The sequence below is a fragment of the Micromonospora sp. MW-13 genome, from assembly GCF_003434305.1.
Taxonomy (GTDB): Bacteria; Actinomycetota; Actinomycetes; order Mycobacteriales; family Micromonosporaceae; genus Micromonospora.
Genome location: NZ_QKKX01000017.1, coordinates 17253 through 43034, shown reverse-complemented (window position 1 = coordinate 43034; position 25782 = coordinate 17253). Strand labels below are relative to the sequence as shown.

General features: G+C 72.1%; 23 protein-coding genes. 14 read left to right on the top strand and 9 right to left on the bottom strand.

Translation table 11 applies throughout. From position 1 onward, the window contains the following. Positions 1-15: 15 nt before the first annotated feature. The 3 genes from C5N14_RS11905 to C5N14_RS11895 form a co-directional block, all read right to left on the bottom strand. The gene (locus C5N14_RS11905) at positions 16-1527 is read right to left on the bottom strand and encodes a glycosyltransferase family 87 protein (protein WP_117668158.1); all 1512 of its coding nucleotides are present in this window, start codon (positions 1525-1527) and stop codon (positions 16-18) included. A gap of 130 nt (positions 1528-1657) precedes the next feature. After that, positions 1658-4561, bottom strand: a complete 2904-nt coding sequence (locus C5N14_RS11900) for a transglycosylase domain-containing protein (RefSeq protein ID WP_117668157.1) — start codon at positions 4559-4561, stop codon at positions 1658-1660. Positions 4562-4752: 191 nt separating this feature from the next. After that, positions 4753-5226 (bottom strand): DUF5318 domain-containing protein, encoded by a 474-nt coding sequence (locus C5N14_RS11895; protein ID WP_117668156.1) that lies wholly within the window; start codon positions 5224-5226, stop codon positions 4753-4755. A 174-nt stretch (positions 5227-5400) separates the two neighbouring features. Between C5N14_RS11895 and C5N14_RS11890 the strand changes: the two genes are divergently transcribed. Together C5N14_RS11890 and C5N14_RS11885 are read left to right on the top strand one after the other, a co-directional pair. Beyond that, on the top strand, positions 5401-6039 hold the full coding sequence (locus C5N14_RS11890; protein ID WP_117668155.1) for a PadR family transcriptional regulator: 639 nt from the start codon (positions 5401-5403) through the stop codon (positions 6037-6039). A 23-nt stretch (positions 6040-6062) separates the two neighbouring features. Further along, positions 6063-7142 carry an inositol-3-phosphate synthase gene (locus C5N14_RS11885; protein ID WP_117668154.1) on the top strand — a complete coding sequence of 360 codons (1080 nt, stop codon included), beginning with the start codon at positions 6063-6065 and terminating at the stop codon, positions 7140-7142. Between the two features lie 62 nt (positions 7143-7204). On the opposite strand, the gene C5N14_RS11880 is transcribed toward C5N14_RS11885, so the two are convergent. The 3 genes from C5N14_RS11880 to C5N14_RS11870 all read right to left on the bottom strand — a co-directional run bounded on the left by C5N14_RS11880 (position 7205) and on the right by C5N14_RS11870 (position 8298). Then, positions 7205-7465: a hypothetical protein gene (locus C5N14_RS11880; RefSeq protein WP_128763559.1), complete on the bottom strand. Its 261-nt coding sequence runs from the start codon at positions 7463-7465 to the stop codon at positions 7205-7207. Positions 7466-7587: 122 nt separating this feature from the next. Then, positions 7588-7794, bottom strand: coding sequence for a ribbon-helix-helix protein, CopG family (locus C5N14_RS32090; RefSeq protein ID WP_165878081.1), 207 nt, complete (start codon positions 7792-7794; stop codon positions 7588-7590). A gap of 198 nt (positions 7795-7992) precedes the next feature. Further along, a complete protein-coding gene (locus C5N14_RS11870; protein ID WP_207892702.1) occupies positions 7993-8298 on the bottom strand; it encodes a hypothetical protein in 306 nt (101 codons plus the stop codon). Between the two features lie 872 nt (positions 8299-9170). Here C5N14_RS11870 and C5N14_RS11865 point away from each other — a divergent pair. Together C5N14_RS11865 and C5N14_RS11860 are read left to right on the top strand one after the other, a co-directional pair. Next, the gene (locus C5N14_RS11865; RefSeq protein WP_117668279.1) at positions 9171-10025 is read left to right on the top strand and encodes a helix-turn-helix transcriptional regulator; all 855 of its coding nucleotides are present in this window, start codon (positions 9171-9173) and stop codon (positions 10023-10025) included. Between the two features lie 4 nt (positions 10026-10029). Next, a complete protein-coding gene (locus tag C5N14_RS11860) occupies positions 10030-10257 on the top strand; it encodes a DUF397 domain-containing protein (RefSeq protein ID WP_117668151.1) in 228 nt (75 codons plus the stop codon). A 49-nt stretch (positions 10258-10306) separates the two neighbouring features. Here the strand turns inward: C5N14_RS11860 and C5N14_RS11855 are convergent, their stop codons facing one another. Then, on the bottom strand, positions 10307-10786 hold the full coding sequence (locus C5N14_RS11855; RefSeq protein WP_117668150.1) for a methylated-DNA--[protein]-cysteine S-methyltransferase: 480 nt from the start codon (positions 10784-10786) through the stop codon (positions 10307-10309). Positions 10787-10949: 163 nt separating this feature from the next. On the opposite strand from C5N14_RS11855, the gene C5N14_RS11850 reads away from it, so the two are divergent. Together C5N14_RS11850 and C5N14_RS11845 are read left to right on the top strand one after the other, a co-directional pair. Next, positions 10950-11462, top strand: coding sequence for an NfeD family protein (locus tag C5N14_RS11850; RefSeq protein ID WP_117668278.1), 513 nt, complete (start codon positions 10950-10952; stop codon positions 11460-11462). A 55-nt stretch (positions 11463-11517) separates the two neighbouring features. After that, positions 11518-13014 carry a flotillin family protein gene (locus tag C5N14_RS11845; protein ID WP_117668149.1) on the top strand — a complete coding sequence of 499 codons (1497 nt, stop codon included), beginning with the start codon at positions 11518-11520 and terminating at the stop codon, positions 13012-13014. 54 nt (positions 13015-13068) lie between these two features. Here C5N14_RS11845 and C5N14_RS11840 read toward each other — a convergent pair whose 3' ends face one another. Beyond that, entirely contained in the window at positions 13069-14532 is a 1464-nt protein-coding gene (locus C5N14_RS11840) for a CCA tRNA nucleotidyltransferase (RefSeq protein ID WP_117668148.1), read from the bottom strand. 127 nt (positions 14533-14659) lie between these two features. Here C5N14_RS11840 and murJ point away from each other — a divergent pair, with 127 nt between their 5' ends. From murJ to C5N14_RS11805, 7 genes are all read left to right on the top strand, one after another. After that, positions 14660-16405 (top strand): murein biosynthesis integral membrane protein MurJ, encoded by a 1746-nt coding sequence (gene murJ / locus C5N14_RS11835; protein WP_117668147.1) that lies wholly within the window; start codon positions 14660-14662, stop codon positions 16403-16405. Between the two features lie 449 nt (positions 16406-16854). Beyond that, positions 16855-18456 carry a protein kinase family protein gene (locus C5N14_RS11830; RefSeq protein WP_117668146.1) on the top strand — a complete coding sequence of 534 codons (1602 nt, stop codon included), beginning with the start codon at positions 16855-16857 and terminating at the stop codon, positions 18454-18456. Between the two features lie 43 nt (positions 18457-18499). Beyond that, a complete protein-coding gene (sigM, locus tag C5N14_RS11825) occupies positions 18500-19396 on the top strand; it encodes an RNA polymerase sigma factor SigM (RefSeq protein WP_243639501.1) in 897 nt (298 codons plus the stop codon). Continuing rightward, a complete protein-coding gene (locus C5N14_RS11820) occupies positions 19393-20388 on the top strand; it encodes a hypothetical protein (RefSeq protein ID WP_117668144.1) in 996 nt (331 codons plus the stop codon). Before sigM ends, C5N14_RS11820 begins: the two co-directional genes overlap by 4 nt. A gap of 237 nt (positions 20389-20625) precedes the next feature. Continuing rightward, entirely contained in the window at positions 20626-21579 is a 954-nt protein-coding gene (gene trxB, locus C5N14_RS11815) for a thioredoxin-disulfide reductase (protein WP_117668143.1), read from the top strand. Positions 21580-21665: 86 nt separating this feature from the next. Beyond that, positions 21666-21989: a thioredoxin gene (trxA, locus tag C5N14_RS11810; RefSeq protein WP_117668142.1), complete on the top strand. Its 324-nt coding sequence runs from the start codon at positions 21666-21668 to the stop codon at positions 21987-21989. Positions 21990-22205: 216 nt separating this feature from the next. Further along, complete coding sequence (locus C5N14_RS11805; RefSeq protein WP_117668141.1) at positions 22206-23375, top strand: N-acetylmuramoyl-L-alanine amidase; 1170 nt, start codon at positions 22206-22208, stop codon at positions 23373-23375. Between the two features lie 109 nt (positions 23376-23484). Here C5N14_RS11805 and C5N14_RS11800 read toward each other — a convergent pair whose 3' ends face one another. Next, positions 23485-24150 (bottom strand): GNAT family N-acetyltransferase, encoded by a 666-nt coding sequence (locus tag C5N14_RS11800; RefSeq protein WP_117668140.1) that lies wholly within the window; start codon positions 24148-24150, stop codon positions 23485-23487. 314 nt (positions 24151-24464) lie between these two features. Here C5N14_RS11800 and C5N14_RS11795 point away from each other — a divergent pair, with 314 nt between their 5' ends. Continuing rightward, positions 24465-25778 carry a PLP-dependent aminotransferase family protein gene (locus C5N14_RS11795; RefSeq protein WP_117668139.1) on the top strand — a complete coding sequence of 438 codons (1314 nt, stop codon included), beginning with the start codon at positions 24465-24467 and terminating at the stop codon, positions 25776-25778. Positions 25779-25782: the final 4 nt, after the last annotated feature.

Sequence of the window (25782 nt, the reverse complement as noted above, 5' to 3'; positions counted from 1 at the left end):
CCGGGCCGGGTGGCGTCAGGGGCTCGCCGGGGCCGGTTCGGCGGCGGCATCCGGGGCGGTCGGCCGTCGCCAGCGGCTCAGCCAGGGTGCGTCCGGTGCGCCGTCGAGCACTCCGCCGTCCGGATCGTCGGCGTAGGTGGCCCGCACGGCGTCCCGCCCCGGGTCCAGGATCTCCTTGACGACCAGCACGCAGAGCAGCACGACGGTGCCCAGCCGCAGCGCCGAGGCCAGCACGAAGACTCCCTCGGGGAACACCGGGCGGCTGGTCGCGGTGCCGAGCAGCTCGCCGTAGAAGGCGGCGAAGTAGCCGATCTCGGCGACCTGCCAGGCGATGAACGCGCCCCACTTCGGGCGGGCGAGGACGGCCAGCGGCAGCAGCCAGAGCACGAACTGCTGCGACCAGACCTTGCTGAAGATCAGGAACGCGGCGACGACCAGGAAGGCGAGTTGGGCCAGCCGGGGCCGGCGCGGCGCCCGCAGCGCCAGCCCTGCCACCCCGAGGCAGGCCAGCCCGAACAGGGCGTACGAGAGCCAGTTCAGGGTGGGGATGTTGGCGTTCAGCCACTCGAACGGGCCCATCGAACCGGGGCCGCCGGTGTTGACCTTGCCGTCGAGGTAGCGCCCGATGTACCACAGGGTGCCCCAGTCGATGGGCCGGGTGGTGTTCAGCTCGAAGAAGCGGTCCCAGTTGTCGCGGTAGGGCACTGCGGCGGGGAGGTTGACCGCGACCAGCGCCACGAGCGCCGTGCCGAGGGCGGTGAGGCCGGCGCGGAGCCGGTTCGCGCGCAGGGCGAGCACCAGGATCGGCCCGAGGACGAACAGCGGCCACATCTTGGCCGCCCCGGCCAGGCCGAGCAGCAACCCGGCCATCGCCGGGCGGCGGCGGGCCCAGGCGAACAGCCCGAACGCGGCCAGCCCGACGGCCAGCAGGTCCCAGTTGACGGTGGCGGTGAGGAACAGGGCGGGGGCGAGCGCGAAGAGGGCGGCGTCCCACGGTCGTCGGCGGCGCAGGTTGAGGATGACCGCGACGGTGGCCACCGCGAGCGCGCCGAGCACCAGGACGTTGAGGTTGTAGAACCACTGCCCCTGGTTGATCTCCGGGTTGTCGACGCCGAGCGCGTGCACCGGCAGCCCGAGCGCGCCCATGAAGTACCCGGTCAACACCGGGTACTCGACGGGGTGGTCCCGGTAGGGCACCTTGCCCTCGTTGAGCCCCTCGGCGTAGTAGAGCGCCAGCACGTCGGTGTAGCACATGCGGGTGTACTGCGCGTTGTTCTGCCAGGCCCCGTCCTGGCAGGGGGACTTCTGCACCCAGTGCAGGGCCAGCGTCAGGCAGGCCAGGGCCAGCACGATCCGGGCTGCCGTCCAGAACCGGCTCTCCCGGTCGGCCTGCCGGTCCAGCGCGACCGCGTGGTCGCCCAGCGGGCCGCCGATCAACTCCGAGGCGCCGCGGACGAAGCCGTCCGACCGGGACGGGTGGTCAGCGGGCCCGGCGTCGTCGATGTCTGTCGTCGACTGGGTGCTCATGGACAGGAATCATCCCGTACCGGTGGCCTCCGCGTCCCGCCCAGGCGCGAACATTCCGGTAGGCGAAACGCCGCCGGCGGCCGGACCATGGGGTCCGGCCGCCGGCGGCGTGATGATCAGCCCAGCCCGCTCACTCGCGGGTGCGGGGCGCGATGGTGGGCAACAGCCCCCCGCCGTTTCCGCCGTCGTCGTTTCCGCCCGGCCGGGGGCCGGTCGGGTTCCCGGGGGTACCCGGGGTGCCGGGGGTGCCCGGCGGGGTTCCCGGACCGCCGGGGGTTCCGGGACCGCCGGGGGTCTGCGGGCAGAAGATGCTCAGTGGGTCGCAGTTCGGCTGCTCGGGCTGGGTCGGGGGGGCCGGCTCGGTGCCGTTGCCGGCCTCCTGGTCGCCCATCCCGGTGACCGAGGGCAGGCCCTCCTTGTCCTCGCCGTCCAGCGCGGCGTTCATGTACCGCTGCCAGATGGCGCCGGGCAGCTTGGAGCCGCCGATGTCCGCGCCGTCCTTGTCGATGATCTGCGGTTTCTTCGGATCCTTGCTGCCCACCCAGACCGCGGTGGCGATCTGCGGGGTGTAGCCGACCATCCAGGCGTGCGCGTTGTGCTTGCTGTCGTACTCCCAGGTGCCGGTCTTGCCCGCCGCTTCCCGGCCGTTCGCCAGCGACCGGCTGTTGGGGCCGGGGATCTGCTTGAGGACGCCGGTGACCTCCTTGGCGACCTCCGCGCGGATCCGCTGCTGGGGCTTGAGCTGTTCCCCCTTGACCAACTCCCACTGGCCGGTGTCGACGTTCTGCTTCTGGACCTTCAGCACGAAGTGGGCCTTGTTGTACTTGCCACCGTTCGCGAGGGTGGCCAGGCCGTTGGCGTGGTCGAGGACCGTCACGGGGTACTGGCCGTAGCCGATGACGTGGTAGAAGGGCGCGGGCGCGACGTCCTCGCCCTTCTTCTTGGTCAGGTCGATCGGCTTCGGCGGGTTGTCGGACGTGGTCCACATGGTGGTGACGCCGGCCGCGCGGGCCATGTCGACCACCTTTCCCGGGCCGATCTTCTCGGTGACGTGGAAGAACGGCACGTTGTACGACCGGACCGTCGACTCCTCCAGGGTGCACCACTGCTTACAGACGCCGGCGCCGCGGCCCGCGTTCTGCACCTCGTTCTTGAAGCCCTCCGGCTTGAACGGCGTGGCGTCCCAGTGCGACTTCACCGAGATGCCCTCGTTGATCGCCGCGGCCAGCGTGTAGATCTTGAACGACGAACCCGGGGAGTGGCCGCCGGTGAGATTGCCGGCGGAGTCGGTGTTCTTGCCGGCGTAGTCGAAGTCCGCGCCGCTGTCCCCGCCGTAGTAGGCGAGCACCCGCCCGGTCGCCGGGTCGATCGAGACCACCGCCGCCATCAGGTTCTTCGGCTGGTCGTTGAGCTCGGAGTTCTTCTTGGCCCGCATCGCGGTGTTCTCCGCGGCGGTCTGGAGCTTCGGGTCGATCGTGGTCTGGATCCGGTAGCCGCCGTCACGCAGCGCATCGACACAACTGACCTTGCCGGCGGCCTCGGAGTTGGTGCAGATCCCCCACTGCTCCATCTCCTCGCGGACGTAGTTGATCACGTTGCCACGAGGGCTCTTCACGCCGAACGCGGCCGAGCCGGCGTTCTTCGGGCTGAGCGTCTTCGGATACTCCGCGTCGGTCGGCCGCTGCGGCCGGTTCGGGGCGTTGATCCAGCCCTCGGCGGTCATGCCGTCGAGCACGTACGTCCACCGGGACTTCGCGTCGACCGGGTTGACCGCCGGGTCGTAGCCCCTGTGGGTGTCGCTGGCGACCGGCTGCTTGATCAGCGCGGCGAGCACCGCGGCCTGGGCCACGGTGAGCTTCTTGGTCGGCACCCCGAAGTAGGTCTGCGCCGCCGCCTCGATGCCGTACGCGCCGCGCCCGAAGTAGATCACGTTGAGGTAGTGCTCCATGATCTCGGACTTGGTGTACTCGTCGCTCAGCTTGGAGGCGAGGATCGCCTCCTTGACCTTCCGGGCGTACGTGTCGTCCTTCAGGCTCTCGTAGGCGTTGCGGGCGTACTGCTGGGTGATCGTCGACGCGCCCTGCTTGTCGCCGCCGGAGAGGTTGTTCCACGCGGCCCGGGCGATGCCCTTGTAGTCCACGCCCGAGTGCCGGTAGAAGTTCCGGTCCTCGGCGGCGGCCACCGCGTCCTGCACGTGCGTCGGAATGTCGGCGATCTTGACGAGCTGCCGGTTCTGTTCGCCGAGCTTGGCCAGGACCGTCTTGTTGTCCTTGGCGTACACGGTGGTGGACAGCGGCAGCGGCAACTGCTCGGGCAGCATCACGGTGGTGGAGTAGTAGGTGAAGCCGACGACGCCGATTCCGGCCAGCATGATGAAGACCGCGAAGCCGGCGATCAGCATGTTGATCCGGCGACGCTTCTTCGCCCGCGCGACCGCGTTCGGGTCGCCGCCGCGCCCGGCGCGCCCGCCCCGACCCGGCCCGGCGGGCCCGCCGGGCCCGCCGGGGCCGCCCGGCCCGCCCGCGCCGCCGGAGACCGGAGCCACCCCGGCCCGCCCGACGGTGGCCCGGCCAGCGAGCCCGCCCACCGCCGCGGAACCGACGCTCGCCCGCCCGGCGGAGCCGACCCCGACCGAGGCCCGCCCGGCCGGGGCGCCGCCGGAGGCCGGCGACACGGGCACCGAGGCGCGGCCCGCGCCGGCCCGGCCGGCCGCCGGGGCACCGGGTGCCGGGGAGACGGGCACCGAGGCCCGGCCGGCGCCCGCGCGCCCGACCGAGGCGGACCCCACCGAGGCGGACCCGGAGGCCGCCCCACCGCGCGGTGGCACCGCCGCCGAGCCACCCACCGAGGCGCGTCCGCCGGCGCCCCGGGGCGCGACCGAGGCCCGCCCACCCTGTGCCGTACCCTCTGGTGACCAGCCGTTGCCGCGGGCGTCGCCGCCTCGGCCGTACGCGTCGGCCGTGCCCGGGTCGCCGTTGGCGCCCGGGATCTGGGCCCGCCCGCGCGAGGAGCTGGGATCGCCGTACGAGTTCATTCCTCACACCCTGCCGGTCGCGGTGGGACGCGATCGCGCCGCCACCGGGTTGCCGTGAGCTGAAACACGCGACGTCCCCGCCCGAGCGCGTCGGGCCGGGGGCGTTGCTTCCGGATCAATCGGGCCAATCAGGCCAAAGGGCTGTCGGTCGTCCCGTCTCCTCCACACCGGGCCAACCGAATCAGCTGGATTCACCGTTGCGCCTCTCGCCTCCGCCGAGCGGCCGGGCCGGGAACCGCGGCCGAGGCGGCCGTGCCACCCACCGCGCCCTGCTCCGCCCCGTCCTCCGTGTCACCGGCCAGCCCGTCCCGGCCGAGCAGGTACTGCTCGACGAGGTGGTTCCAGTCGCAGCCGAGGCACACCTCCACCACGAAGACCTGGAACTCACGCAGAGTCATCGCCAGGACGGGCAACTCGGTCAGAGTACGCGCCTGCCCGGCGGAGTGCTTGAGCTCGTCCCCGTAAATGTAATGGACGTGGGTCAGGTTCTCGCTGCGGCAGATCGGGCAACGCTCCTCGGTCGGTTCCCCGTGGAACCGGGCGGCGTTCTTCAGGTACGGGGAGGCGTCGCAGACGTCGTACGTGCCGACCCGGCCAGCGAGGAGTTCGCGCAGCACCGCCCGCTTCCGGAGCGAGTAGTCGACGACCTGGCGCTGCGTACGCATGCGGAGAAGGGTACGCGGTCCGGCTCGACGAGGCGACCACCGTCACAATCCGTCACCCCAGGAACTCGCCTCGAAGGTTTGCCCTGATCCTGGGTGAGCCGCTAACGTGCGATGTATCGGTCCGATACATCGCGGTGGTTACGCCCACGCGTCGGGGGTAAGAAGGGGTGGCCCGTGCTCGAGCTCGCCATCCTCGGCCTCCTCCAGGAGTCCCCGATGCACGGCTACGAACTCCGCAAGGAACTCGCGGCCAAGTTGGGCGCGATCCGGGCGGCGATCAGCTACGGCTCGCTCTACCCCACGCTGCGCAGGTTGCAGGCGGCGGGATGGATCACCGAAGCCGCCGAGACACCCGCGACCGCCGAGGAGGTTCCCGCGCTGACCAGCCGACGAGGTCGGGTGGTCTACAAGATCACCGCGGAGGGCAAGGAACGCTTCGCCCAGCTCATCGGGCAGGCCGGCCCCGAGACGTACGACGACACGGGCTTCGGTGTGCACTTCGCGTTCTTCGCCCGCACCGACCAGGCGACCCGACTCCGCATCCTGGAGGGTCGCCGCCGAAAGATCGAGGAGCGTCGCGAGGGGCTTCGCGACGTGCTGGGCCGCGCGGCCGAGCGCCTCGACGCGTACACCCTGGAACTGCAGCGCCACGGTCTCGACGCCTGTGAGCGCGAGGTCCGCTGGCTGGAGGAGCTCATCGCCAACGAGCGCTCCGGCCGTGCCCCGACGGTCCCGCGAGCCGGGACGGTTGGCGGCCGACGAGATACCGACAGCCCGCCTCCGCCTGGAGAGTCCAGGAAAGAGCGGCCGTGATGAAGAAGAAGGAGGCAGACGCTATGGGCTCCGTCCGCGTCGCCATCGTCGGTGTGGGGAACTGCGCCTCGTCCCTCGTGCAGGGCGTGGAGTACTACCGCAACGCCGACCCGAACGACCGCGTCCCGGGTCTCATGCACGTCACCTTCGGCGACTACCACGTTTCGGACGTGGAGTTCGTCGCGGCGTTCGACGTGGACGCCAAGAAGGTGGGCATGGACCTCGCGGAGGCGATCGTCGCCAGCGAGAACAACACCATCAAGCTCTGCGACGTGCCGCCGACCGGCGTCAGCGTGCAGCGCGGCCCGACCTTCGACGGCCTGGGCCAGTACTACCGCGAGATCGTCGAGGAGTCGGACGCCGCGCCGGTCGACGTCACGCAGGCGCTGCGCGACGCGCAGGTCGACGTCGTCGTCTCCTACCTGCCGGTCGGCTCCGAGCAGGCCGACAAGTTCTACGCCCAGGCCGCGATCGACGCCGGCTGCGCGTTCGTGAACGCCCTGCCGGTCTTCATCGCCTCCGACCCGGAGTGGGCGCAGAAGTTCACCGACGCGGGCCTGCCGATCGTCGGCGACGACATCAAGAGCCAGGTCGGCGCCACCATCGTGCACCGCGCCCTGGCGAAGCTCTTCGAGGACCGCGGCGTCGAGCTGCTGCGCACGTACCAGCTCAACTTCGGCGGCAACATGGACTTCATGAACATGCTGGAGCGCAACCGGCTGGTCTCGAAGAAGATCTCGAAGACCCAGTCGGTCACGTCGCAGATCCCGCACGAGATGCAGAAGAGCGACGTGCACATCGGCCCGTCGGACCACGTGCCGTGGCTCGACGACCGCAAGTGGGCGTACATCCGCCTGGAGGGCCGCTCGTTCGGCGACACCCCCCTCAACGCCGAGCTGAAGCTTGAGGTGTGGGACTCGCCGAACTCGGCCGGCGTCATCATCGACGCCGTCCGGGCCGCGAAGATCGCCCTGGACCGGAAGATCGGCGGCCCGATCCTGTCGGCCTCGTCGTACTTCATGAAGTCCCCGCCCGTGCAGTACGCCGACCACGACGCGCACGCCGCCGTCGAGTCCTTCATCAAGGGCGAGGTCGAGCGCTGACGCGCTGACCACCAGCACCGCCGCGAGGGCCGGGTCCGTCGGGACCCGGCCCTCGCCGTCGCTCAGGCCGACATCTCCAGGTACGGCGACAGCCGCAATGCCAACTCGTCGACCGAGTCCACCTCACCACTGGTCAACGCGTCGGTCAGCCCCATCCGCTCCTTGGCCGGCATGGTGAAGGTCAGCCCGCCGCGCTGCAGAAACACCCGCATCGCTGCCCAGGCCAGCCCGGCGTTCCACATGTCCAGGGGCCGCCACATCATCAGCCCGTGCAGCAGCGCCGCCGCTTTGTCCAAGACGGTCGGGTAGGCCGGGCGATTCATCATTCGAGCGTGCGGACGGGCCGCTGCGGCGACCAGGATGCCCGCGTCCCGCACCCGACTCTGCGGACCGGTGTACTCAGCCAGAAGGGTCAGCAGATCCTCCGGCTCCGGCCAGGGCTGCCTCACCGGTCCCCCAACATCTCGAAGAACTCGGCGTCCTCCGCGAAGACCCGCCGGGCTGCCTGGCGGGTCCACTCGTTGCGTTCTTGACGTTCGAGGTACTCCTGGATCGCCACCTCGACGGTCTTGTGCATCGAGCGGTGCTCGGCTTCGGCCAGCTCACGGAGCCGCTGTTCGACTTCGGGCTTGAGCGTCAGGGTGAAGGCCATACCACTTTTGTATAACTCTTCAGGGGCCACGTCAATCATGCTTGGCGCTCTCTCTGCCTCCTCGCAAATTAGGTGGAGCGGGTCCTGTTGACCTGCTCGGATGTTGCTCCCGAGCGCCGCCCGCAGGCCGCGTACCGGCCAACGGCTGGACAGGAAAGTCGGGTGCGGCAGCATGAGAATCGAAATGTGTAACAGCCGTCACTTATTCATCCGCCGCGTGTCCGCCGGAGCGTCGGTACGGCGTGCCCTCGGTACCCGCCCGGGGCCGCTCTCGGTGCGGGTGCCGACGACGCGGAGCCCGGCCGGCTGCACGTAGATGGTCCGGCGCTCGACCGCGTCGCCCTCCGCATCGAGTTGGTAGACATCGAGCCAGCGCCAGCCGTGGTAGGTGATTAAGTCGTCGCGCACCCGGATCACCCGGGCGATGATCGGCCGACTGATGAACTGGACGCTGGCAGCCCGGGTCACCTGGACCACGTCCCCGGCCCTGATCTCGACGCTCACGACCCGTACCGCCGCCACGCCCTGATCCGGGCCCGCGCCACCTCGACGGCAGGACAACAACTCCCGACGCAGCACGCCCGACAACGGTGGTGCCGGTGGTACTCCAACACCTGCCAGGCAATTCGCACCAGTGCCGGCAGCCGCCGCCCGGTCACGACTCAAGCCAGTTCTCGCGGCCGGTAGGGATAGGGGGACGCGCCCAGCACAGGCGATGCGGTGCCCGCCAGCGTCGCAGGGCCGCCAGGCGGGATTCCGGCACCGCCGCTGGGCACACCGGCAACCCCAACTCGACCAGTTGGTTCGCCGCCGCGTTGGCCGGCCGGCACGGTCCCGGGACCTGGCAGACCCGGCAGAGCCCCGCCGGATCGAGTACGTGCGCGGCGATGATCTCGTACGCGGCGCGGCTCTCCGGCCGTACCCGGCTCTCGTGCAACCTCATCGGTGCGTACCCCTCGCCTGAAGGGGGCGGGCGCGCGGTCCGTCACCGCCGCGAGGGGGATTCGCGGCGGGGTCCACGCGCCCGCCCGGCTCGGTGCCGAGGGATGCGCTGTCGGGTCAGCGCACCCCTCGACCGAAAACCGAAGGGGTACGCACAACGCAGGCGCGCCGGTGTCCGCTCGCAGCGGGTACGGCGTGGTAGACAGTCGGGGAGTCGTTCCCCGGGGCGCCATCCATCGCGATGTGTCTCCCGTTCGGCTCGTTCCAGGGCCGGGGTGGGCATGCCGCCAAGCCAACCCACCCCGGTCCTTCCATCAGCCGCCAATTACCTTCAGTAACAGCAGCCACACGCAGCATGCATCAGATCTAGCACTGGTGCAAGCTTGCAACAAGGGAATCTGTTCGCCATGCTGATGCAGACGAATGGAGACGTGATGCCGAACGAACTTGCCTCCACACTTCGCGCCCAGTGGCTTGGTCAGCAGCTCCGCGAGATGCGGGAAGCTGCCCGGCTGACGCTGCGGGACGTGGGTGAATGCCTCAATCGCAACGCCAGCACCGTCAGCCGGATCGAGTCCGGCATGCTGCCGGCCCGGGTACCCGAGGTGCTGGCCTACCTCGATGTCTGCGGGATCGACGACCCCAAACGACGCGACGACCTCAAGACGATGGCGCAGGATGTCTGGCAAAAGGGCTGGTGGGACGGCTTTAGCGCCAACGTCGCCGCCTCATTGATCGACTGGATCTGGCTGGAGAGCCGCGCCACCGCAATCGACTCATTTCAGGACTCGGTGATCCCCGGCCTGCTCCAGACCCGGGAGTACGCCGAGGCCGTCATCCGGGCCGCCGACCAGCACCTTCCCGACGACCAACTCCAACGCTTCGTCGAGCTGCGCATGAACCGCCAGCAGCGCTTGAGCCATCCCGAGCCGATCCGGCTCTCCGCGATCATCGACGAGGGCGCGTTGCGCCGGACGGTCGGCGGATCCGAGGTGATGCGCGCCCAGCTTGCCCACCTTCGTTCGCTGGCCGGCTGGCCGAACGTCGAGATCATGATCCTGCCGCTCGCCGCAGGCGCCCACGCCAGCCCAAATGGTGCCTTTGATGTCTTCCGGATGCGGCGGCCGTATCCACCCGCCGGCTGCATCTCCACGGTCGTCGGGACAGTCGTGGTCGAAGGGGAGAAGGCCGATTCGCTGCACCAGCGCTACGATCGGCTACGCCGGGCGGCGCTGCGTAACGGCGCCGTGCAGCGGATCCTCTTCGACCTGGAAGCACGTCTGGAGTGAGCACATGGCGACCGTCGGCCGATCGACCAGCACCGCACTGCCGGTGGCCTGGCACGTCAGCACCCGCAGCGGCAACGGCGACGGCAACTGCGTCGAGGCCGGGCCGGTGCGCGACGGCAGCGGGCGGTTCGCCGTCCGCGACAGCAAGGACCGCGGCGGACCCGTCCTGGTCTACGCCGCCGCCGACTGGGGCACCTTCCTCACCGGCCTGCGCGCCGGGCGTCTCGCCTGACTCGTCTAACTCGCTGACCCGCCCCTCCCGCCGCACACCCCGGCAGCGGTCAGGACCAGGCGCGCCGCAGGGCGACGCCGGCCTCCAGCTCCAGCAGCTTCACCTTGCGCGGCAGGCCGCCGCCGAAGCCGACCAGCTTCGCCCCCGCGCCCACAATCCGGTGGCAGGGCACGATGACGGGGACCGGGTTGCGGTTGCAGGCCACCCCGACCGCCCGCGCCGCACCGGGGTCGCCGACCACCCGGGCCACCTCGCCGTAGGTCGACGTCTCCCCGTACGGGATGCGGGTCATCTCCTGCCACACCGCCCGTTCGAAGTCGGAGCCCCGGCGCACCGCCACCGGCACCGTGAATTCGGTCAGCTCACCGGCGAAGTACGCCCGCAGCTCCGCCACGGCCCGCCCGGACAACTCGTCGCCGGGTGCCTCGGTCGCCGCCGCCACCCGCCCGAAGTGCGCGCCGCACACCCCGGCGTCGTCGGTGGCCACGGAGAACTCACCGATCGGCGAGTCGAGAACGGTCCAGCGCACACCCCCATTCTTCCCTCCCGGTCCGACCGCACCGCGACCCGGCCTCCCAGACAGGCAGGAACGTCGGTGCTCGCCGATCCGACCGGGCGGGAAACTGGCCCAGCAATCCGTGCCCCGAAGGTGGCCTTGGGTGACCTTGCGCGGCAGGGCTACCGTGCAGGTCATGGCCTCGGGGACACTCATCTTCCTGATCATCGGCGGGGTGGGCGTCGCCGTGCTGGCGCTGGCCCTGCTCGGCGCGGAGCTGTTCCAGTTCGGCCATCCCGACGTCGACGGGCCGGTGTCCGTCGAGGCGGTCGCCGGATTCACCGGCGCCTTTGGCTTCGGCGCCGCGATCGTCAACGAGCTGGTCGGCGGGCGCACCCCCGGGCTGATCGCGGCGGCGGCGGCCGGTGGCGCGCTGGCGGCGGTGCCCACGGCCTGGCTCGCGGTCCGGCTCAGTCGGGCGGCCCGCGCCATGCGGACCGACCCCACCCCCAGCCGCAACGACCTGGTCGGCGCGCTCGGCCTGGTGGTGACCCCGGTGCCGACGGACGGGTACGGCGAGGTCCGGATCCGCGTCGCGGGCCAACCGGTGAAGCTCAACGCCCGCGCCGACGGCCCGATCCCGGTCGGTGCCCAGGTCTTCGTGGTGGAAGCCCTGAGCGAGACCAGCGTGCACGTCGAGACCTACTGAATCCCTGCGCAGAGAACCACCGAACCCCCTTTCACACCCTCAGAGCGGAAGTCGTATGCCCCTCCTCATCGCCATCGGCGGCGCGGTTCTCCTCGTCGTCGTCCTCGTCCTGTTCGTGCTCTCCCGGATCAAGGTCGCCGGGCCCAACGAGGCATTCATCGTCACCGGCCGCAAGGGCCGGACCACGCAAACCGCCGACGGCGGCCGGTCCACCGACAACTCCGGGCAGAAGGTCGTCCTCGGCGCGTCGGTCTTCGTCCTGCCGGTGGTGCAGAAGATCCAGTCGCTGGACCTGTCCAGCCGCCGCATCGACGTCGGCATCAAGGGCGCGGTGAGCAAGCAGGGCATCCGGGCCGACCTGCACGGCGTCGCCATCGTCAAGGTCGGCGGCACCGAGGGCGCGATCCGCGCCGCCGCCCAGCGCTTCCTGCACCAGCAGGGCGAGATCGACAACTTCACCCGCGAGGTGCTGGCCGGCGCGCTGCGCTCGATCGTCGGCCGGCTCACCGTCGAGGAGGTCATCCGGGACCGCGCGGCGTTCGCCAACGCGGTGGCGGAGGAGGCCGAGCACTCGATGACCAACCAGGGCCTGGTGCTGGACACCTTCCAGCTCCAGGACATCGTGGCCGAGGGGTCGTACCTGCAGGACCTCGGGCGGCCGGAGGCGGCCCGGGTGCTCAAGGACGCCTCGATCGCCGAGGCCCGGGCCCGGCAGCAGGCCGAGCAGGAGCGGCTGCTGGCCGAGGAGGCCATCGCCGAGGCGAACCGGAACCTGTCGCTGAAGCAGGCCGCCATCCAGGCCGAGATCGACGCCGCGAAGGCGAAGTCGGCGGCGGCCGGGCCGCTCGCCCAGGCCGAGCGGGACCAGGCGATCCTCTCCGAGCAGCAGAAGGTGGCCGAGCGCAACGCCGAGCTGAAGCAGCGCCAGCTCGACACCGAGGTACGCAAGCCGGCCGACGCCGCCCGGTACAAGGTGGAGCAGGAGGCCGAGGCGGCCCGCAACGCGGCCGTGCTGAACGCCGACGCCCAGCGGCAGGCCACCATCGCCGCCGCGCAGGCCGTCGCCGAGCAGGCCCGGCTCACCGGTGAGGGCGAGCGGGCCCGCCGGGCCGCCCTGGCCGAGGCGAACGCGATCGAGGGCGCCAAGGAGGGCGAGGCCGAGCAGCGCCGGCGCTCCGCGATCGCCGAGGCGGTCGAGCGGGAGGGCCAGGCGGAGGCGACGGCCATCCTGGCCAAGGGGCAGGCCGAGGCCGACGCGATGGCCCGCAAGGCCGAGGCGTTCGCCGCGTACGGCGAGGCGGCGGTGCTGGACCTGCTGGTCCGGGTGCTGCCGCAGGTGGTCGAGGCGGCCAGCGCGCCGATCGGCGCGATCGACAAGATGACGGTGATCTCCACCGACGGGGCGTCCTCGCTGACGAAGTCGGTGGCGAGCAACGTGGCGCAGGGGCTCCAACTCGGCACCGACCTGACCGGCATCGACCTGGCCGGCCTGCTCGGCAAGCTCGGCGCGGCCCAGTCCGTCGGCGGCGGCAAGCCCGCGGTCGACGCCTGATCTGACAAAGGGGCCCCGGCCGACGGAATACGTCGGCCGGAGCCCCTTCCACGCTCAGGCCGGCGTGACGCCCTGCTCGCGGGCCCAGCGCAGCAGCTCCGCCTCGGCCTCGTCGCGGTCCAGCGGGCCGCGCTCCAGGCGCAGCTCCTTCAGGTGCTTCCAGGCCTGGCCGACGACCGGCCCCGGCGGCACGCCGAGCAGCTCCATGATCGCGTTGCCGTCCAGGTCGGGGCGGACCCGGGCCAGATCCTCCTCGGCCGCGATCCGGGCGATCCGCTCCTCCAGCGCGTCGTAGTCCGCCGCCAGGGCGGCGGCCTTGCGCCGGTTGCGGGTGGTGCAGTCCGAACGGGTCAGCTTGTGCAGCCGGGACAGCAGGTCCTCGGCGTCGGTGACGTAGCGGCGCACCGCCGAGTCCGTCCACTCGCCCCGGCCGTACCCGTAGAAGCGCAGGTGCAGGCCGACCAGCTTGACCACCTGCGCGGTGACGTCCTTCGGGTACTTCATGGCCTTCATCCGGGCCTTGGTCAGCCGGGCGCCGACCACCTCGTGGTGGTGGAAGCTGACCCGGCCGTCCGGCCCGACCGCCTTGGTGGCCGGCTTGCCGATGTCGTGCATCAGGGCGGCCATCCGCAGGACGAAGTCGCAGCCGTCGGTCTCGTACGACACGGCGTTGCTCACCACGGTGAGCGTGTGCTCGTAGACGTCCTTGTGCTGGGCGTGCTCGTCGATCTCCAGCTTCAGCCCGGTCAGCTCGGGCAGGAAACGGTCGGCCAGCCCGGTGTCGACCAGCAGCCGCAGCCCGGTGATCGGGTCCGCGCCGCAGAGCAGCTTGGTGAACTCGTCGCGGACCCGCTCGGCGGTGATCCGGTCGAGGTCGGCGGCCATCCGGGTCATCGCCGCCCGCACGTCCGGGTGGACGGTGAAGCGGAGCTGGGCGGCGAACCGGGCCGCCCGCAGCATCCGCAGCGGGTCGTCGCCGAACGACTCGGCGGGGGTGCCGGGGGTGCGGATCACCTTGGCGGCGAGGTCGTCGAGGCCGCCGTGCGGGTCGGTGAACCGGTGCCCGGGCAGGCTGACCGCCATCGCGTTGACGGTGAAGTCGCGGCGCCTCAGGTCGTCGGTCAGGTTGGTGCCGTACTCGACGACCGGGTTCCGGCTGACCTGGTCGTACGCCTCGGCGCGGTAGGTGGTGATCTCCAGCCGCAGCCCGTCGCGCTGGCAGCCGATGGTGCCGAACTCGCGGCCGGTCTCCCAGATCGACTCGGCCCAGCCCTTGATGACCCGCAGGGTCTGGTCGGGGTGGGCGTCGGTGCAGAAGTCCAGGTCGTCGCCGAGGCGGCCGAGCAGGGCGTCGCGTACCGAACCACCCACCAGGTGCAGCTCGTGGCCCGCCTCGGCGAACCGGCGACCCAGCTCGTCGGCGACGGGGGAGACGCGGAGCAGTTCGGCGACGGCGTTGCGCTGCGCTGCGGTGAGCTCGCGGCGGTCGGCGGCGTGGGGAGCGGAGGCTTCGAACATGGGATCGCCAGCCTATCGGGCCGGTGGGGGAACTGATCCGCCGGGCGTGGGTAAGCGGTGGAGGTTGACTATGGTCATGGGGTGCGGGCCGGTGCCCGGCTCCGACGTACCCCTTGGAGGCTGGAAGATGAGCGGCGGTCTCTACCGCAGCGCGAACGCCGCGCAGGGCGGCGGCCGGCCCCCGGGTGACGACGCCACCTTCATCTCCGCGGAGCCGCTGAACCAGCCCGCGATGGAGTCGACCGCGCCGCCGCAGGAGGTCGTCGCGGAGACGAGCGCCGCGACGAACAGCGCGGTGATGGCGATCGGCAGCCTGGTCAGCCGGGGCACCGGCTTCCTGCGCACGCTCGTGCTCACCGCCGCGCTGGGCGGGGCCCTGGTCGGCGACGCCTACACCACGGCGCAGATCTTCCCGGGCATGGTGTACGAGTTCCTGCTCGGCGGCATCCTGACCAGCGTGCTGGTCCCGGTGCTGGTGCGCCGGCGCAAGACCGACGACGACCGGGGCCAGGCGTACGCCCAGCGGCTGCTCACCCTCGCGGTGATCGCGCTGGCCGTGGCGGCGGTGCTCGCGGTGGCGATGGCCCCGGTGCTGACCTGGCTGTACGCCAGCGACCAGCAGACCGGCGAGTACCGCGGCCTGGTCAACGCGCTGTCCCGGCTGATGCTGCCGATGATCTTCTTCACCGGCCTGAGCGCGCTGATCAGCGCGGTGCTGAACACCCGGGGGCACTTCGCGGCCCCGATGTGGGCCCCCATCCTCAACAACATCGTGGTGATCGCGACCGGCGGGCTCTACATCGCGATCTTCGGGGCGAAGATCGTCGAGCCGAACGAGATGACGCTGGGGCGCGTCCTGCTGATCGGCGGCGGAACCCTGCTCGGCGTGGCGATCCAGGCCGCCGGCCTGCTGCCGGCGCTGCGCAAGGTCGGCTTCCGGTGGCGGTTCCGCTTCGACTTCGGCAAGCTCGGCCTCGCCGAGCTGGGCCGGCTCGGTGCCTGGATGTTCTGCTACGTCGCGGTCAGCCAGCTCGGCCTGGTCGTGGTGTTCAACCTGCTGAGCCGGGCCAGCGGCGAGAAGGCCGCCGGCCCACTGATCTACAACAACGTCTTCCTGCTGCTGATGATGGCGCACGGCATCATCGCGGTGTCGATCATCACCGCGCTGATGCCCCGGATGAGCGCCGCCGCGGCCGACGGCCGGTACGCCGACCTGGCCGCCGACCTGTCCCGGGGCACCCGGACGGTCACGGCGGTCCTCGCCCCGATCGGGGTCTGCTACGCCGTGCTCGCCACCCCGGTCGCGTTCGCCCTGTTCCAGCACGGCGCGTTCACCGAGCAGAACGCCCGGGACACCGTCCCGGTGCTGGTCGTGGCGGCCGTGGCCCTGGTGCCGTTCGCGATCAGCCAGCTGTTCACCTTCGCCTTCTACGCGCTGCCGGACACCCGGACCCCGGCCCTGGTCAACATCCCGGTGGTGGGGCTGCGGGTGGCCGTGCAGATCGGCCTCTTCTCGCTCTTCGCGGCGAGCTTCGCCGCCGCCGGGATGATGCTCGGCAACGCCGTCTCGTACGTGGCGGCGGCCGTCATCTCGGCGTGGCTGCTGCGCGGCCGGGTGGGCCGGATCGGGATGGGGCAGATCGCCGGCACGTTCGTGCGGGTGGCCGTCGCCGCCGCCGGGGCCACCGTCCTCGGGTTGCTGGTGGTGAAGCTGCTGCCGGGCGACGACGCGCCCACGCTGGTCCAGTCGGCGGTGCAGATCGTGGTCGGCGGCGCGGTCATCGGCGGGACGTACCTGGGGCTGGCCATGGTGCTGCGGATCAGGGAGATCACCGAGGTGATCGGGATGGTCCGCAGCCGCCTCGGGCGCTGACCCGGCACCGCGCCGGGGCCCTCCGGCCGGCCACCACGCAGGGTGACCGGGGATCACCAGGCTGGGGATGCGCCTGTGGATAACTCAGCGATTCGCGGGTCAGCAGCCATAAGTGCCTGTGGGCAACCAGCCGGAAGGCTGAGCATGACGGGCCGTTCGGTGGGGTATCCGGGCGGCGACACCAGCCCCGTCGCACCGGCCCGGCCCCTGCGACGACTACTTGCGGTCAACCTCTAGATTGGCTAGTACATGTGCCAGCAACGCGGCTGACAACGGCCGTAACCGGGCGAGTCCGGCATGTCCCGGCACCTCCGCCGGGTTCGGCGGGAAGATGACATGTCGGGGAGGCGGGCAACCCGGGTAAGGTCGCTTCCGACGGGTACGGCTGACCCAGGCGTTCCACGTCGACACCGTCGGCCGGTTCCTCAACAGGCAGAGCGGGAAGCCACATGCCCAGCAGCGCGGGTCCATCGATCGACACGATCACCGAGGGAGGACGGGTGACCCAGGTCGGCGAGGGTCAGGAGGCGGAGGAGAGCGCTCCGCCGGTCATGACCTTCGGTGCTCCCACGGCGGGTGAAATCCTCGCCGAGCGGTACGAGCTGGTCGAGCACATCAACAATGACAGCGCGGGCCGGCTGGTCTGGCGCGGAGTCGACGTCGTGCTGCGCCGTCCCGTCGCGGTCGTGCTGCGCTACCCGGGCGGCGACTCCGCCACCGAGATGCTCCAGGCGGCCGTCGCGGCCAGCCGGGTGATCCACCCGAATCTGGTCGGCGTCTACGACGCCATCGACGAGGCCGATCGGGCGTACGTGGTCCGCGAGTGGGTGGACGGGCAGTCCCTGCGGGAGCTGGTCGCCGACGGCCCCCTCGACCCGGGCCGGACGACCGCGATCGGCAACGCGGCGGCCAGCGCGCTGGCCGCCGTGCACGCCACCGGCATGGTGCACGGCAACGTGCACCCCGGCACCGTGATGATCAGCGACGAGGGCCGGGTGGTGCTGGCCGACGCCCGCACCGACAGCGCCGACAGCCAGGAGAACGACGTCCGGGCGATCGGCGGCGTCCTCTACTTCGCCCTGACCGGGCACTGGCCGCACGCCGAGGCCCCGCTGCACGGCGCCACCGCCGGGCACGGCCGGGCCGCCATCCCGGACGCCGTCCGGGACGCCAGCGGGGCGATCGCCGCGCCGCGGCAGGTCCGCGCCGGCGTGCCGGCCTACCTCGACGACCTGACGATGGACCTGCTCGACGCCGGAATCGCCCCGCCCCCGTCGGACGTGCTCGCGGCCGAGCTGGGCCGGCTCGACATCCCGATCGAGGAGGAGCCGTACCTGGAGCCGGCCGGTCCGCTGCGGTTCGCCGCGGAGACCGGCGACGAGCCGTCCCCACTGGCGTCGGTGGGCGGCCGGAAGGTCGCCATCGGTATCGCCGGCCTGCTGGCGGTCGCCCTGGTCGGCCTGCTCATCGGGATCAGCGCGCTGGGCGGGGACGACGAGCCCCCGCAGGCCGAGCCGGTGGCCCGGCCGTCCAACAGCGCCCCGGCCACCGAGGCGGCGCCCGCCGCCACGCGCAAGCTGTCGGTGAGCGACGTGCGCATCATCGACCCGGACAGCAAGCTCCGCGACGAGCTGGGCGGCGCCGAGAAGGTGATCGACGGCAACCAGGACGAGAGCTGGGACACCGACACCTACACCCAGGCGAACTTCGGCAACCGCAAGAGCGGCATGGGGGTCTGGCTCGACCTCGGCGAGGAGCGCACGGTCAAGTCGGTGCAGGTGAGCCTCTCCGCCACCGGGGCGTCCGCCCAGCTCTTCGCCGGCAAGACCGACCCGCCCTCCACCTCGGCCGGCGACAAGTCGCTGCTCACGAGCTACCAGAAGAGCCCGATCGGGCAGCCGTTCGAGGAGCACGACGGCACCACCATGACCTTCAACGGCTTCGACGCCGACACCAAGTACCGCTACCTGCTGTTCTGGATCACCGAGCTGCCCTCGAACGACCGGGGCTACCAGGTCGGGGTCCAGGAGATCACGGTCCAGGGTTCGTGAACCGGCGACCGCCGACGGGTCGCCACCCCGGGCGGGCGTGGTGATGGACGGTCACGGCGAGCGGACGACAGACGTACCGGTGGACGGCCAGCGCCGTCCACCGGTCGCCGTTCCGACCGGCTCCGTCCCGGGCACCGGGCCGAGCGACGTCGAACTGCTCCGCGCCCACGTCGCCGGCGACCGATACGCCTTCACCGAACTCTTCCACCGGCACCGGGACCGGCTCTGGGCGGTGGCCCTCCGGACGGTCGGCGACCGCGAGGAGGCCGCCGACGGGCTCCAGGACGCGCTGCTCTCCGCCCACCGCGCGGCGGCCCGGTTCCGGGGTGACTCCGCCGTCACCACCTGGCTGCACCGAATCGTGGTGAACGCCTGCCTGGACCGGATCCGACGCCGGCAGGCGCACCCGACCGTTCCGCTGCCGGACGGGACGCACGGCCCCGACGACGGCCCGTCGACCGGCGGGGTGGAACCGGCCGCCCCCGTCCAGGACCACGACACCGCCCTGGTGGTCCGCCAGGCCCTCGCCGAGCTTCCGGTCGAGCAGCGGTCGGCGCTGGTGCTGGTGGACGTACAGGGCTACCCCGTCGCCGAGGTGGCCCGGATCCTCGGCGTCGCCGAGGGGACGGTCAAGAGCCGCTGCGCCCGGGGCCGCGCCCGCCTCGCTGTGGCGCTCGGTCACCTGCGCACGGGTGTCGTCCCCGAGGGAACGACCGGCGCGGACGCCGACGAGGGCCCGAACCTGCGGTCCGGCCGGCCCGGGCGGGTCGCCCCGCCACAGGACGGGCGGTCCGGGGCGCGAGTCCGGAACGCCGCCCCACCCGACGCCGGGGCCGGCCCGGACGTGCCCGTCGTCACCCGGGGGAACCCTGGGCCGGCGGGGGGCGTCCGATCTGGGTCGGGGCGCTCCCGGCGCGACGCCAACCAGGAGGAATCGTGACGGCCGGGGGGTTCAGGGAGGTCGACCACGACCTGCTCGCCGACTACCTCGGCGGCGCGCTCGACGGCACGCCGGACGAGGCGGTCGTGGCCCGGCTGGTCGAGGAGGACCCGGCCTGGGCCGAGGCCCACGACGCGCTGGCGCCGGCCCTGGCCCGGGTCGGCGAGGACCTTGCGGCCTGGGCCGGACCGGCCCCCGAGATGCCGCTGGCGGTCGCCGACCGGATCGCCGCCGCGCTGGCCGGCGCCGGCCCGGGCACGCCCACCGGCCCCTCCGTTGCGCCGGACGCCACGGACCGGACCGATCCCGATCGCGCGACCGGAGTGCCACCCGCGCTGGTGCCGGCCCAGCCGTCGGGCGGGTCGCGCCGGCCGGCCGGAGGGTCCGGGCCGACGACCGGTCGTACCGGCACCGCCGGTCCTGGCCGGCGCGGGCGACGCTGGGTCCGGATCGCCGGGCCGGTGGCGCTGGCCACCGCGGCGGTGTTCGCCGTCGGGCTGGGGCTCAACCGGTTCGTCACCGAGAGCACGCAGTCCGACAGCGCGGCGACCACCACGATGAGGGAACCCGCCGGAGCGGCGATGGGTGCGAACGGCTCCTTCCGCGCGACCGGAAACCCGCAGCACAGCGGCATCGACTGGACGCCGGAGGCGCTGGCCTCCGGCGCGCCGCGCACCGGGCCGTCCAAGTCGGTCGGGCAGGGATCGGCGGCGCCGGAGGTCGGCGGAGGCGAGCGCCTCCCGGCGGTCGGCGACCTCGACCGGCTCACCGCGGCGGGTGCCCTGACCTCCTGCCTGACGGCGGTCAGCACCGAGTACGGGGCCGGTCCGCTCACCGTCGACCTGGTCGACTACGCCCGGTTCCGGGGCGACCCGGCGCTGATCGTGCGCTTCGTCGACCCGTCCGGGGTGCGCTGGGCGTGGGTCAGCGGCCCGGAGTGCGGCGTACCCGGATCCGGGGCCGACACCCGCTACCGGGCGCGGGTAGGGTGAGATCACGGTTCGCCGGCGGGCGTAGCGGGGCGGGGTGACCCGCTGGCCCGGGCGAGACGGAATCGGCGACGCCGTCCTTCCACGTGACGTGACCCACCGGATGACCGGCTCGGGAATCCCCACTTCGTACGATGACGTTTCGCAAGTCAGGAGTCGTGGCGGCGTCCGCGTGGCGGCGGCACTCAGACCGGCATCGGTGCGCGCGCCGATGGCGACCACACACATCGGGAGACGGCAGTGGACGAGGTCCGCAACCTGATCATCATCGGCTCCGGGCCGGCCGGTTACACGGCGGCGGTCTATGCCGCGCGCGCCAACCTCAAGCCCCTGGTCATCGAGGGCGTGCAGTCCGGTGGCGCGCTGATGACGACGACCGAGGTGGAGAACTTCCCCGGCTTCGCCGACGGCATCCTGGGTCCCGAGCTGATGGACAACATGCGCAAGCAGGCCGAGCGGTTCGGTGCCGAGTTCCTCACCGACGACGTGACCCGGGTCGAGCTGAAGGACACCGGCAGTGTCGGCTCCGACGCGGTGAGCACCGTGTGGGTCGGCGAGACCGCGTACCGGGCGAAGGCCGTCATTCTGTCCACCGGTTCGGCCTGGCGTCCCCTGGGCGTGCCGGGTGAGCAGGAGTACCTCGGCCACGGCGTCTCGTCCTGTGCCACCTGTGACGGCTTCTTCTTCCGCAACCAGCACATCGTGGTCGTCGGTGGCGGCGACTCGGCGATGGAGGAGGCCAGCTTCCTCACCCGGTTCGCCGAGTCGGTCACCATCATCCACCGGCGCGACTCGTTCCGGGCCAGCAAGATCATGGCCGAACGGGCGCTCGGCAACGACAAGATCAAGGTCGAGTGGAACACGGTGGTCGAGGAGGTTCTCGGCGCCGACGGCAAGGTCTCCGGCGTACGGGTCCGCAACGTGCACAGCGGGGAGAGCAAGGTTCTCGACGTCACCGGCGTCTTCGTGGCGATCGGTCACGACCCGCGCAGCGAACTGTTCCGCGGCCAGGTCGAGCTGGACGACGAGGGCTACGTGAAGGTGCAGGCGCCGAGCACCCGGACCAGCATCCCGGGCGTGTTCGCGGCCGGCGACGTGGTCGACCACACCTACCGGCAGGCGATCACTGCCGCCGGCACGGGCTGCGCGTCCGCCCTGGACGCCGAGCGCTTCATCGCCACGATCCAGAGCTGAGCCGCAGCACCACCCGCAGCGACGCCGCCCCCGGCGTGGCACCGAAACGACGAACGATCTGAACGAAGTCCCGGAGGAGGGTCATAGTGGGAGCGACAAAGGCGGTCACCGACGCGAGCTTCGCCGCCGACGTGCTGAAGTCCGACAAGCCGGTGCTCGTCGACTTCTGGGCTGAGTGGTGCGCGCCGTGCCGCAAGGTCTCCCCGCTGCTGGAGGAGATCGCCGGCGAGATGGGCGACCAGGTCAGCATCGTGAAGCTCAACATCGACGAGAATCCGGAGACGGCCCGCGCCTACCGGGTGATGTCCGTGCCGACCCTGACCGTCTTCAAGGACGGCGAGCCGGTCCAGTCCATCGCCGGCGCCAAGCCGAAGGGCGAACTGGTCAAGCTGATCCAGTCCGCGCTCTGACCGACGCACCCCGAAACCCCGTACCCCTCGCGGGTGCGGGGTTTCGGGTTTCCGGCCCTGACCTGGGCGGACACCGCACCTCGGCCGGCCGGACCGCATAGCCTCAACCCGGGGGCGGCCGGTCGGCCACGCCGCGCCCCGTCGCCCAGCGGGGTCGCCGACCCCGCCTGCGGCGTCGCGGGACGACCGGCCACAACCGTGCGAAGGGGGTCGAGCGTGCGTCCGATCCGACCCGGCGACCGGGGACCGGCGGTGACCGAGATCCGTGGCGTGCTGACCGGCCTCGACCTGCTCCCCTCGTCGCCCACGGGCGACGACGACGAGTACGACGCCGCGACCGAACGCGCGGTCCGGGCGTTCCAGCAGTCCCGTGGGCTCAGCGTGGACGGGCGGGTCGGCGCGGAGACGTGGCGCGCCCTGGACGCCGCCCGCTGGCGGCTCGGCGCGCGGACCCTCTACCACGCGGTGCCGGAGCCACTGATCGGCGAGGACGTCCGGTCGTTGCAGGAACGCCTGCTGGAGATGGGGTACGACGTGGGCCGCGCCGACGCCATCTACGGCGTGCGCACCTCGCGGGCGGTGGCCCAGTTCCAGCGGGAGATGGGGCTCAAGCCCGACGGCTCCTGCGGCCCGCACACCATGGGGACGCTGCGCCGCCTGGGGCGCAAGGTGGTGGGCGGCCGGCCGCAGTGGCTGCGCGAGTCCGACGCGATCCGGCAGGCCGGCCCCGCCCTGGTCGGCCGGACCGTGGTCATCGACCCCGGGCACGGCGGCACCGATCCGGGGGTGGTGGTGCCGGACGGGCCGCTGCGCTGGACCGAGGCCGACCTGGTGCACGACCTGGCCAGCCGGCTGGAGGGGCGGCTCGCCGCCTCCGGGGTGCGGGTGCAGCTCACCCGGGGGCCGGCGCCGGGGAGTTGCCTACCGGACGTGGAACGGGCGCAACTGGCCAACTCCCTGGGCGCGGACGTGTTCATCTCGCTGCACACCGACGGACACGCCAATCCGGAGGCCGAGGGCGTGGCGACCTACCACTATGGCACCGACAACGGGGTCACCTCGGCCACCGGTGAGCGGCTGGCCGGGCTGGTACAGCGGGAGATCGTGGCCCGGACGGGGCTGCGGAACTGCCGGACCCACGCCAAGACGTGGGACCTGCTCCGGCTGACCCGGATGCCGGCGGTACGGGTGGAGGTGGGCTACCTGACCTCTCCGGCGGACCGGGGACGGCTGGTCGACCCGCGGTTCCGGGACCGGATCGTCGAGGCGATCGTGGCCGCCGTCCAGCGGATGTACTTCCCGGTCGAGCGGGACGTGCCCACCGGCTCGATCGACGTCAGCGAGCTGCGGGCGGCGGTCGCGGCCGGCCGGGTGGCCACCGCCTGAGCCCGCCCGGTCCGTTGCCTGGGCGGGGCCGGGCGAGGGCCGCCGCACGACTCCGACCAGCCGGGCCCGCTCCGCTCCCGCCCGGCGCACGGCGCTGGCGGCGTGCGGGTCAGCCGCTGGTGGAACGGGTGGCCGGGGCAGGCCGGACCGGCCGGAGCAGGGTCTCCGGGCTCATCGAGCCGAGCAGCTTCTCCAGGGCGTACTCGACGTCGGACTTCCAGCTCAGCGCGGTGCGCAGCTCCAGCCGTAGCCGGGGGTAGCGCGGGTGCGGACGGACCGTCTTGAAGCCCACCGAGAGGAAGTAGTCGGCGGGGGCGACGCAGCCGCCGGGCGGGTCGCCGTCGTCGCCGAACTTCGCGTCGCCGAACGCCTCGATCGCCTTGATCCCCCGCTTGGTGAGGTCCCGGGCCACGCCCTGCACGAGCATCCGGCCGAGCCCGCCACCGGCGAAGGGGGCGACCACGTGCGCGGTCATCAGCAGCGCCGCGTCGGCGGAGACGGGCGAGGTGGGGAACGCCATCGCGCGGGGCACGTAGGCCGGCGGGGCGTACATGACGAAGCCGGCGGGCATGCCGTCGACGTACGCGAGCTTGCCGCAGGAGCCCCACTCCAGCAGCGTCTGGGAGACCCAGGCCTCCTTCTCCAGCCCCGGGTCGCCCGCCGCGCAGGCCCGGTCGGCGGACACCGGATCAAGCTCCCAGTAGACGCACTGCCGGCACGGGCGGGGCAGGTCTTCCAGGGTGTCGAGGGTCAGGCTGACCAGACGTCGAGACATTGGCGCATCCCCACAATAGGCTCGGAGACGAGACCGGCGCGCAACGCCACCGCCGCCTCGGCCCCCCGACGAGCGATCGTACGCCGACTGGTGACGCTACGGGAGGGGACGCGCGAATGCACCCGGAGCGCCGCCGGGACGCCCCCGTGCCGGCCGCCCGCGGGTCCGGGATGTGGACTCGGGTCACGTCGTAGGGGCCGTTCGTCGCCGACCCGACTACCATCGGGGATCTGCGTCCCGTGCCGCCATGGTCTGCGGCGTCCCGGGTATCCCGGGAGGGCGGCAGCCGCCCGACACGCGATCGAGGTGATGTCATGACCGGCACGACGCTCGACGACTACACCGACCGGTACGCCCGGCGCGTCCGAGGCATGACCGCCTCGGAGATCCGCGCGCTGTTCGCGGTGGCCAGCCGGCCGGAGGTGGTCTCGCTCGCCGGAGGCGCACCGTACATCGCCGCCCTGCCGCTGGACGCGGTGGGCGAGATGCTCGGCCGGCTCGGCTCCGAGCACGGGGCCACCACCCTCCAGTACGGCATCGGCCAGGGCACCCTGGAGCTGCGCGAGCGGATCTGTGAGGTGATGGCCCTCTCCGGCGTCGACGCGTCCTGCGGCGCCTCCCCGGAGGACGTCGTGGTGACCGTCGGCGGCCAGCAGGCGCTCGACCTGGTGGCCCGGCTCTTCCTCGACCCGGGTGACGTGGTGCTCGCCGAGGGGCCGACCTACGTCGGCGCACTCGGGGTGTTCCAGGCCGCCCAGGCCCAGGTGGTACACGTGCCGATGGACGACGAGGGGCTGATCCCGGAGGCCCTGGAGGCGGCCGTGGCGGAGCTGGCCCGATCCGGCCGGCGGGTGAAGTTCCTGTACACCATCCCGACCTACCAAAACCCGACGGGCGTGACGCTCAGCGAGGAACGGCGCGAACGGGTGCTCGACATCTGCGAACGCGCCGGCCTGCTGGTGGTCGAGGACGACCCGTACGGTCAGCTCGGTTTCGAGGGTGACGCCCCGCGCCCGCTGCGGGCCCGCCGCCGCGACGGGGTGTTCTACCTGAGCACCTTCTCCAAGACCTTCGCCCCCGGGTTGCGGGTGGGCTGGATCCTGGCCCCGCACGCGGTGCGCGACAAGCTGGTGATCGCCAGCGAGGCGCAGATCCTCTGCCCCAGCGGGTACGCCCAGGCCGCCGTCTCGACCTACCTGGGCACCATGCCGTGGCGGGAGCAGCTCAAGGTGTACCGGGAGGTCTACCGGGAGCGCCGGGACGCGATGCTGGCGGCCCTGGACGACCTGATGCCCGCCGGCACCACCTGGACCAACCCCGCCGGCGGCCTGTTCGTCTGGGCGACGCTGCCCGACGGCCTGGATTCGAAGGCGATGATGCCGCGGGCCATCGCGGCGCGGGTGGCGTACGTGCCCGGCACCGGCTTCTACGCCGACGGCACCGGCACCGGCACCATGCGGCTCAACTTCTCCTTCCCGTCACCAGAGCGGATCCGCGAGGGCGTGCGCCGACTGGCCAGCGTGATGGAGCAGGACATCGCCATGCGCCGGGTGTTCGGCGCGGTCGGCCGTCCCGAGGTGCGGCGCGGGCAGGCCGGCGCGGACACGCCGGGACCCGACTTGGCATGATTCC

What these genes read in the sequence shown, in the direction of transcription:
- C5N14_RS11905 (WP_117668158.1), bottom strand. Translation starts at nt 1,527, where the DNA reads ATGAGCACCCAGTCGACGACAGACATCGACGACGCCGGGCCCGCTGAC.
- C5N14_RS11900 (WP_117668157.1), bottom strand. Translation starts at nt 4,561, where the DNA reads ATGAACTCGTACGGCGATCCCAGCTCCTCGCGCGGGCGGGCCCAGATC.
- C5N14_RS11895 (WP_117668156.1), bottom strand. Translation starts at nt 5,226, where the DNA reads ATGCGTACGCAGCGCCAGGTCGTCGACTACTCGCTCCGGAAGCGGGCG.
- C5N14_RS11885 (WP_117668154.1), top strand. Translation starts at nt 6,063, where the DNA reads ATGGGCTCCGTCCGCGTCGCCATCGTCGGTGTGGGGAACTGCGCCTCG.
- C5N14_RS11880 (WP_128763559.1), bottom strand. Translation starts at nt 7,465, where the DNA reads ATGAATCGCCCGGCCTACCCGACCGTCTTGGACAAAGCGGCGGCGCTG.
- C5N14_RS32090 (WP_165878081.1), bottom strand. Translation starts at nt 7,794, where the DNA reads ATGGCCTTCACCCTGACGCTCAAGCCCGAAGTCGAACAGCGGCTCCGT.
- C5N14_RS11865 (WP_117668279.1), top strand. Translation starts at nt 9,171, where the DNA reads ATGCCGAACGAACTTGCCTCCACACTTCGCGCCCAGTGGCTTGGTCAG.
- C5N14_RS11860 (WP_117668151.1), top strand. Translation starts at nt 10,030, where the DNA reads ATGGCGACCGTCGGCCGATCGACCAGCACCGCACTGCCGGTGGCCTGG.
- C5N14_RS11850 (WP_117668278.1), top strand. Translation starts at nt 10,950, where the DNA reads ATGGCCTCGGGGACACTCATCTTCCTGATCATCGGCGGGGTGGGCGTC.
- C5N14_RS11845 (WP_117668149.1), top strand. Translation starts at nt 11,518, where the DNA reads ATGCCCCTCCTCATCGCCATCGGCGGCGCGGTTCTCCTCGTCGTCGTC.
- C5N14_RS11840 (WP_117668148.1), bottom strand. Translation starts at nt 14,532, where the DNA reads ATGTTCGAAGCCTCCGCTCCCCACGCCGCCGACCGCCGCGAGCTCACC.
- murJ (WP_117668147.1), top strand. Translation starts at nt 14,660, where the DNA reads ATGAGCGGCGGTCTCTACCGCAGCGCGAACGCCGCGCAGGGCGGCGGC.
- C5N14_RS11830 (WP_117668146.1), top strand. Translation starts at nt 16,855, where the DNA reads ATGCCCAGCAGCGCGGGTCCATCGATCGACACGATCACCGAGGGAGGA.
- sigM (WP_243639501.1), top strand. Translation starts at nt 18,500, where the DNA reads ATGGACGGTCACGGCGAGCGGACGACAGACGTACCGGTGGACGGCCAG.
- C5N14_RS11800 (WP_117668140.1), bottom strand. Translation starts at nt 24,150, where the DNA reads ATGTCTCGACGTCTGGTCAGCCTGACCCTCGACACCCTGGAAGACCTG.
- C5N14_RS11795 (WP_117668139.1), top strand. Translation starts at nt 24,465, where the DNA reads ATGACCGGCACGACGCTCGACGACTACACCGACCGGTACGCCCGGCGC.